Annotated in this window: 4 protein-coding genes; all 4 read right to left on the reverse strand. The window is 61.9% G+C overall.

All coding sequences use genetic code 11. From position 1 onward, the window contains the following. Positions 1–132 precede the first annotated feature (132 nt). The gene (locus tag G3574_RS21975) at positions 133–2,901 is read right to left on the reverse strand and encodes a bifunctional diguanylate cyclase/phosphodiesterase (protein ID WP_163967680.1); all 2,769 of its coding nucleotides are present in this window, start codon (positions 2,899–2,901) and stop codon (positions 133–135) included. A 638-nt stretch (positions 2,902–3,539) separates the two neighbouring features. After that, positions 3,540–5,882, reverse strand: a complete 2,343-nt coding sequence (locus tag G3574_RS21980) for a hypothetical protein (protein ID WP_163967681.1) — start codon at positions 5,880–5,882, stop codon at positions 3,540–3,542. Between the two features lie 182 nt (positions 5,883–6,064). Further along, the gene (locus G3574_RS21985) at positions 6,065–6,757 is read right to left on the reverse strand and encodes an ABC transporter ATP-binding protein (RefSeq protein WP_163967682.1); all 693 of its coding nucleotides are present in this window, start codon (positions 6,755–6,757) and stop codon (positions 6,065–6,067) included. Next, on the reverse strand, positions 6,758–7,440 hold a 683-nt coding region (locus G3574_RS21990), incomplete at its 5' end, for an ABC transporter ATP-binding protein (RefSeq protein ID WP_163967683.1).

The following is a 7,440-nucleotide window of genomic DNA, read 5'->3' on the forward strand; positions in this document are numbered from 1 at the left end:
ATCGTTGTGCAGTTGCTTGGTGTCCTTGCACGAATCTGAACAGTACCTAAACCATTGTTGTCTACGAATTGATTCAAATCAACTTTTTCCAAGCTGTTACTTTTGCATCACGGTGCGTGCATGCACGCACCGTCAAGCGGCGGCATGCGCGACGATCAATCCTTCGAACGTCCTCGCATCGACGGGCCGGGAAAACAGGTAACCCTGGCCATAGTCGCAACCCGCGCCCTTGAGCAGCGCGCATTGCGCCTCCGTCTCGATTCCTTCCGCCACCACCTTCAGCCCGAGCTTGTGCGCCATGGCGATCATCGCCTCGCACAGGATCATGTCGTCCGAATCGGGCGTGAGCGAAGACACGAAGGATTGGTCTATCTTGATGTAATCGATGTTCAGCTTCGTAAGGTAAGACAGCGACGAGTAGCCGGTGCCGAAGTCATCGAGGGACATCTGCATCCCTGCCTGGCGCAGCGCATAGAGCTGGCACTTGACCGAATCTTCCACGTCGAGCAGCAAGCGTTCGGTGATCTCGATGACCAGGCTGCTTCCGGGCACGCGCATCTCATCAAGCAGGCTTAGCCACCTGGCATGCGGGATGCCGCCGTTCTTGAATTGCACCGGCGAGGCATTGATGCTGATCTGGAAAGCGGGATCGTAACGGGATCGCCATGCAACGACGGTGCGGACCGCTTCTTCGAACACCCAGTTTCCCACGCCGCAGATCGTTCCCGTGTCTTCCGCCAGCGGGATGAACGTTGCCGGACTGATCATTCCCTTCTGCGGGTGGCGCCAGCGGATGAGCGCTTCCGCCTTGGCTATCCTGCCATTCTTCAAATTGACGATGGGCTGGTAGTGCAGCTCGAATTCGCCATTCGCAAGCGCATTCCTCAGGTCGCCGGCCATGCGCATCCTGCGCTGCGCCTCTTCCTGCATCTGGTGGTCGAAATACACGAAGCGGTTGCGCCCCTTGCTCTTGGCGACATACATGGCCTGGTCGGCGTTCTTCAGCAGATCGCTCACCGCCGATGCGTCGTCGGGGCACAAGGTGATGCCGATGCTTGCCGAGACGAAGATGGATTCTTCCTGCAGCTGGAAAGGCCGGGACATCGCACCGAGGATTTCCTCCGCCACGCGTTCGACACCCTGGTAGGACGACAGCCCGGTCAGCAGGATCGTGAATTCGTCGCCGCCGATGCGTCCCATGAAATCACAGTCGCGGATGCAGGTCTTCAGGCGGCGCGCGGCTTCCTGGAGCAGAAGGTCGCCGACGTCATGGCCATAGACGTCGTTGACTTCCTTGAAGCTGTCCAGGTCCAGGAACATGAGCGCGAGGCTGGTGCCGTTTCTCGCCGCATTCTTGATCTCGTGACCGAAGTGGGCGATGAACATGTTCCGGTTCGGCAATCCGGTCAGTGCATCGATGTTGGCCTGCTTCCAGATCAGGTCCTCGGACAGCTTGCGTTCGGTGATGTCGCGCTGGATCGAGACAAACTGGGAGCATGCTCCTTCCGCATCTTTCACCGCGACGATTTCCATCTCGACCCAGTATTCCGATCCATCCTTCCGGTAATTCACGACTTCGGTCTTGACCGCTTCGCTGCGCTCCAGCGCCGCGCGCACACGGTCGAGTTCCGCACGCGAGGTGCGCGGTCCTTGCAGCATACGCGGCGTGCGACCCATCATCTCTTGCCGGACATACCCGGTCTGGCGCTCGAAGGCGTCGTTGACGAAGATGATCCGTGGGCCAGTCTCCATCAAGGGTCCAGCCTCCGTGATCAGCACCATGTCGGTCAGCTGAGACAGGCACTTCTCGAACAGCGCCAGCCTGAGCCCCGCTTCCTTTCTTTCTTCGACTTCGCCCTGCAGCCGGAGGTTGGCCTCCTCCAGGTCTGCCGTGCGCCTGAACACGCGATGGTCGATGTCCTGCCTGACCTTGAGCAGCGCCTCGCGCGCCCGTCCGACCTTGTCGGCCGCACTGATGGCGAAGCGGCCGATGCCAGCGGTCAGCAGCATGACGATGAATATCGCTGCCGAGTTGACCTTCAGGTCCGCGAGCAATGCCTTGTCCGCGCCATCGGGAGAAACGCCGACACTAACGACCAGCGGAAGCTTGTCGATCATCCGATACGACACCGTGCGCTCGATTTTTTCCCTGTTGCTGTAGGCGCGATACGTTCCGCTCGATTGCGGGTCCGCGAGCGCGTTGGCATCATGTTCGCGGACATCGTTCGCGAAATACTCCTCGAACAGCGGCGCCGACGCGATCATCTTGCCGCCCTGGTGGATCAGCGAGATGGAGACGTCTTCGCGGAACCGGGCGTTCCTGAACATGTTCGCGAAGAGAGAAGCCTCCACCGGTGCTGCGATCACGCCGAGAAACTTGCCGTCATGGCTTTCGACCCGCCGGCTGAGAAAAAAGATGCGCTTCTTCGACACGCGCCCCAGGTCCGGCTCGCCGACATACATCTTGCGCTCCGCGTTCGCCGCACGATGCACGCGGAAGTAATCGCGGTCGGAATAATCGACGCCTTCCACCTTGAGTCCGTTCGAAGCCGCGACGCCGATGCCTTTCGCATCCAGGAACAGAACCCAGTAATCGGTACGGCCGCGGCTTCCGTTCGAAGACAAGATGGCCGATATCGTTTCCGGATCGAGCCGTGCACCGGGCGGGAGCAAGCGTATCGCATTCGAAAATCCGATCAGGGAAAGATCGATCAGTTGCAGCGACTCGGAAACGTGCGCCTCGATGGCACGCACGAAGCTGCGGCTCTGCTCGAGGGCAAGGTTCTCCCTTTCCAGGCAGGAGGAATAGACTTTCCACGCACAGATGGAAACGGCAGCGCAGACGACCAGAACACAAGCGGAGTAGACGCGCCGTTTGTAAGCCTGATGGTTGGTGGACACGCATTCTCTCCAGGTTGGACAGCCACGGTACATACATGCGGTCTAAGGCATGTTCCCTTGCGAGCTGGAAGAATCTGCCTGGTGGGCTGACGCCGCCGCCTTCGCTTGCCGTGCGACACCCATGGGCGATCGTCGGCGCGCGAAAGAAAGTCTCGAGCGTGATGCTGGCTCCTTGGGCCAAGGCGAGGAGGGACCGCGTGCCGTTATCTAGTGGGCTGCGGATCGCCTTGTTGAACTTGATTTGCCGGCATTGTGCAAAACGCCGGAGCAGGTCAAGGAGCGTAAGTCTGGATTGGTGACGCGCTATCGTCGGCGTTCAGTATGGAGGGTCTTGAGTCTGCACAGGCGCAGGCCTGTCGTGAGCATCGTTATCATTTTTACTCTCCCCTTGCACGGCATCGTTACCGTGCTCCTGCATTGCGTAAATTCATACTAACAGTAGGAAAATCCTTACTCAACGGTTTTTCGCGGAATCGAGATATTTTCTCTGGGGAAATAAGAAAAAGTCCCGGATTTCCGGCAACGATTCGCTATATGGTAAAGATGCTTGTTCTATAAACGGTGTTTTTTCGCGACGCGCCGCCGCCATGAATAAAGCGGCATGTCTTCCATGCCGCTTTCCTCTCACGCAGTGCGCGTCAATACTTCACGCTGCGGTTGCATCCCTCCAGGTTGACGGTAAGCGGGCCATCCGTGTCGACGACAAGGACTGCATTGCAAGTCAGTTTCGCGCGCTTTACGTTGACGGACACGCTGCTGACGTTGCGGGCCACGAGGTCAAGCCGGTCCGCCGCCGGCTGCAGCGTCGGCAAGCCCCAGGTCTTGAACTGACTTACATACGGCAAGGCACCGAGCGCGCCGTTGCTGACGCCCGCGCCGGCCTGGGTTGCCGACGCCAAGGGATCCCCTTCGCCGAAGGCCCGCGAGAAGGCATCGATGTTCCCGCGCGGGCTGATGCTGGCATCCCGCACCGTCATGCCTGACAGCCAATAGGCGTGGTTGCCGACCATCCCGCGCGTCGCCACGTCCGTCGGAGGATTGATGACGTAGCTGACATGCGACGGATTGCGGTTGACGATGCTGTCGCCGAGGAAATCCGCGCTTCCCGCGTAGTTGTCATGCAGGTAAAGCGTGAAGTGATCGGCCGTGAGATAGGTATCGAGGCGGTAACGGTAATTGAGTTCGTCGATGCGCTGCACCTGCTTCTGCACGCCGGTGTAAGCCGGACCTTCGTCCGCCGTCGCGTCCCACACCATCACGGGAACGTTGCGCAGGCTGGCAAGCAGGTTGTAGGTATTGGTGTCTTCCGGCCCGTTGGGCGGCGCCGGCGGGAACCACGCGCCGCCCAGCGCGGGCGAGCCCACGACCGGGTTGGCCCGTGCGAACAGGTCGGGATAGAGTGTCGAGAACTTCCAGGTGCCATGCCCGCCCATCGAATATCCGGTGATGTTGGTCATCGCGGGATTCAGGCGGTAGTTGCGGGCGACGTCCGCCCAGACTTCGAAGGTGTCTGCCGCCGTGTCATCCACGTACCAGCCGTCGAAGCCGCGCGCCAGCGGCGTCACCACGAGGTGGCCCTGGCCGCGCTCGCCGAGCTGGGTCTGGTTGTTGGTCCCGAAGTACTGGGTATGGTTGGCGGCCTTGGAATGCAGGAGCAGCGTCAATCCATATCCACCCTGCGGCGGCGCCTTCGCGGGAATGTAGAGCGTATAAGGCTGCAGTTGCCCGCGGTACTCGCCCTTGCAGGCCGGGAAGGTTTCGCACACCGTGTTGAAGTCCACGCCCTGCTTGGTCTCCACATTGCTGGCAACGATGCGGTTGATGGGACCGCTGTTCGGCGTGCCTTGCGGCTGGCCAAGCATGTCATCGTTGACGTTGGCGGCGAGCTTGGCGAAGTCGACGTTGGCGAAGAATGCGCTGATGTCCCCCGCCGCAAGCGCGCTTGCCTGGGCATTTTCCCGCCAGTTGGCGGTGCCGGTGCCCGGCATGGACGGGCCGACGACGGGTTCGTCGAACCGGAACGCCACGTTGAAGAAGGCCGCGGGCGCCGTCGATGCGCCTGCGCCGCCGGGCGCTGCCGCAGAGGCGGTCGTTGCCGGCAACAGGTAGCGTCCGTTAGCGGTGTCCCAGAGGCCGGCACCCGCGGCGATGCGAACCACGCTGGTTCCCGGATTCCACGCGGACGTCGGGATGTCTACCTCGAACTGACGACGCAGCGTGTCGATCTTGACCGTGGGCGCGGGAGAGATGACCGCGCCGGTCTGCGCATCCATCAGAATCGCCGTCGTGCCATGCACCGTGAGGAAGAACTGCGCGGGCGCCTTCACATTGGCGCCGAACGGGAAAGCCTGGGGCGACGCCGAATTGCCAAGCGCGATGGTGAACGCCGTTTTCTCAGGGTCGATCAGGGAGTTCATGGTCAGCCGGAAAGCAGTGTAGCCCGACTGTGGCTTGACCCGGAGTTCGACGATGTCCGCCGCATTGTTGGCGTACACCGGATCGCTCGGATAAGTGTAGGTTCCCGCGCTCATCGACAGCAGCTCCTTGCCGACGCGCGGATCGTTGGGGTCGGGTGCATACCTCGCACCGCGGTCGTCGTAGAGATAATCCTGGTAAAGGTATTCTCCACGGCGGTAAGCGGCGGCCCCGGAAATCATGATCGGACGGGCCTTCCAGATGCCGGTGTTTTCGAGTTGCGGCGCGCGCGGCGGCGGCGCATACAGCAAGTCCGGTCCCGGACGCGGACCGTCCCCGCTATACAGCGACACGCCTGTGTAATCCGGTTGCGGCGTGTCGCTTCCGCCCAGGTCGCTAGTGGGCGCGAGCGGGTCGAGCACGTAGTTGACGGTAAGGTCGGCGAGGAGGCTGGGGTTCTTTGCCTGCGATGCCTGGTCATTCCCGCCGCCGCAAGCCGCGAGGACGAGGGTGGCCAAGCTGGTCAGCACGAACGCGGGCGCCTTGCGCATTGAATCGGTTCTCATGTGTCTCCTTTGATTCCTGGAAAAGGTGAATCGTTGACGAGTAGCCCAGACACCTTTGGCGTGCCCGGGCCCCGGATTTCCCTTAAGCCCCGCTCCCTTTTCATTGTCCCGTTCCACCTCGCGCCGGCCTCCCCGGCCGCCTGGCGGTATTGTCGTGATCGGTTACTGCCCTATCCTGGCCGCTAAACCTCCAGCCATTCCTTGCGGACGGCGGCATCCTTGCGCAGGTGCCACGGCGTGCCTTCGAACACGATGGAGCCATGCCCCATCACGTACACCCGCTGCGAGATCTCCAGCGCAATCGCCAGCTTCTGCTCCACCAGCAGCACCGAGATCCCCCGGTTCTTCAGCTCCTTCAGGTACTCCGCCACCAGGTCCACGATCTTCGGCGCCAGCCCTTCCGTCGGCTCGTCGATCATGATCAGGTCCGGGTCCCCCATCAGCGTGCGGCACAGCGTCAGCATCTGCTGCTCCCCGCCAGACAGCACCCCCGCCGCCGTGTTCTGCCGCTCCTTGAGCCGCGGGAACATCTTGTACATGTCCTCGAGCTGCCACCGCGACTTCTTGCCCTTCTTCTCGCCCAGCAGCAGGTTCTGCTCCACCGTCAGCGTCGGGAAGATGTCCCGGTTCTCCGGCACGTAGCCCAGCCCCTTGTGCGCGATCTCGAACGCCTTCAGGCCGATCATTTCCTCGCCCTTGAACTTGATCGAGCCCGTTACTTCCACCTGGCCCATGGTCGACTTCACCGTCGTCGAGCGCCCCACCCCGTTGCGCCCCAGCAGGCTCACGATCTCGCCCTCGCCCACGTGCAGGTCCACGCCATGCAGCACATGGCTCTTGCCGTAAAAGGCATGCAGATTCTTGATGTCCAACATTTACGCCGCCTCCGCGGGAGCATGGCCTCCCAGATACGCTTCCTGCACCTTCGCATTGCCCCGGATGTTCTGCGGCGTGTCGCACGCGATCACCTCCCCGTACACCACCACCGCGATCTTGTCCGCCAGCCCGAACACCACGCTCATGTCGTGCTCCACCATCAACAGCGTCTTTCCCACCGTGACTTTCCGGATCAGCTCCACCGCCGCGTCCGACTCCGAGCGGCTCATGCCGGCCGTCGGTTCGTCGAGCAGGATCACTTCCGCCCCGCCGGCGATGGTGATGCCGATCTCCAGCGCGCGCTGCTCCGCATAGGTCAGCAGGCCCGCCTGCGTGTCGCGCCGGCGGCGCAGGCCGATCTGCTCCAGCACTTCCTCGGCGCGCTGGTGCGCGTCCTTCAGGCCGTTGAGGCGGTGCCAGAACGAGTACTTGTAGCCCAGCGACCACAGCACCGCGCAGCGCAGGTTCTCGTACACCGACAGCCGGTGGAAGATGTTGGTGATCTGGAACGAGCGCGACAGCCCGGCGCGGTTGATCTCGAACGGCCGCTTGGCAATGATGCTGCTGCCATTGAGCACGATGTCGCCGGAACTCACCGGGAAGCGTCCCGAGATCAGGTTGAACAGCGTGGACTTGCCCGCGCCGTTGGGGCCGATGATGGCGAAGCGCTCGCCACGGGGCA

Origin of the sequence: Noviherbaspirillum galbum (assembly GCF_010974945.1) — a bacterium.
Lineage (GTDB): Bacteria > Pseudomonadota > Gammaproteobacteria > Burkholderiales > Burkholderiaceae_D > Noviherbaspirillum > Noviherbaspirillum galbum.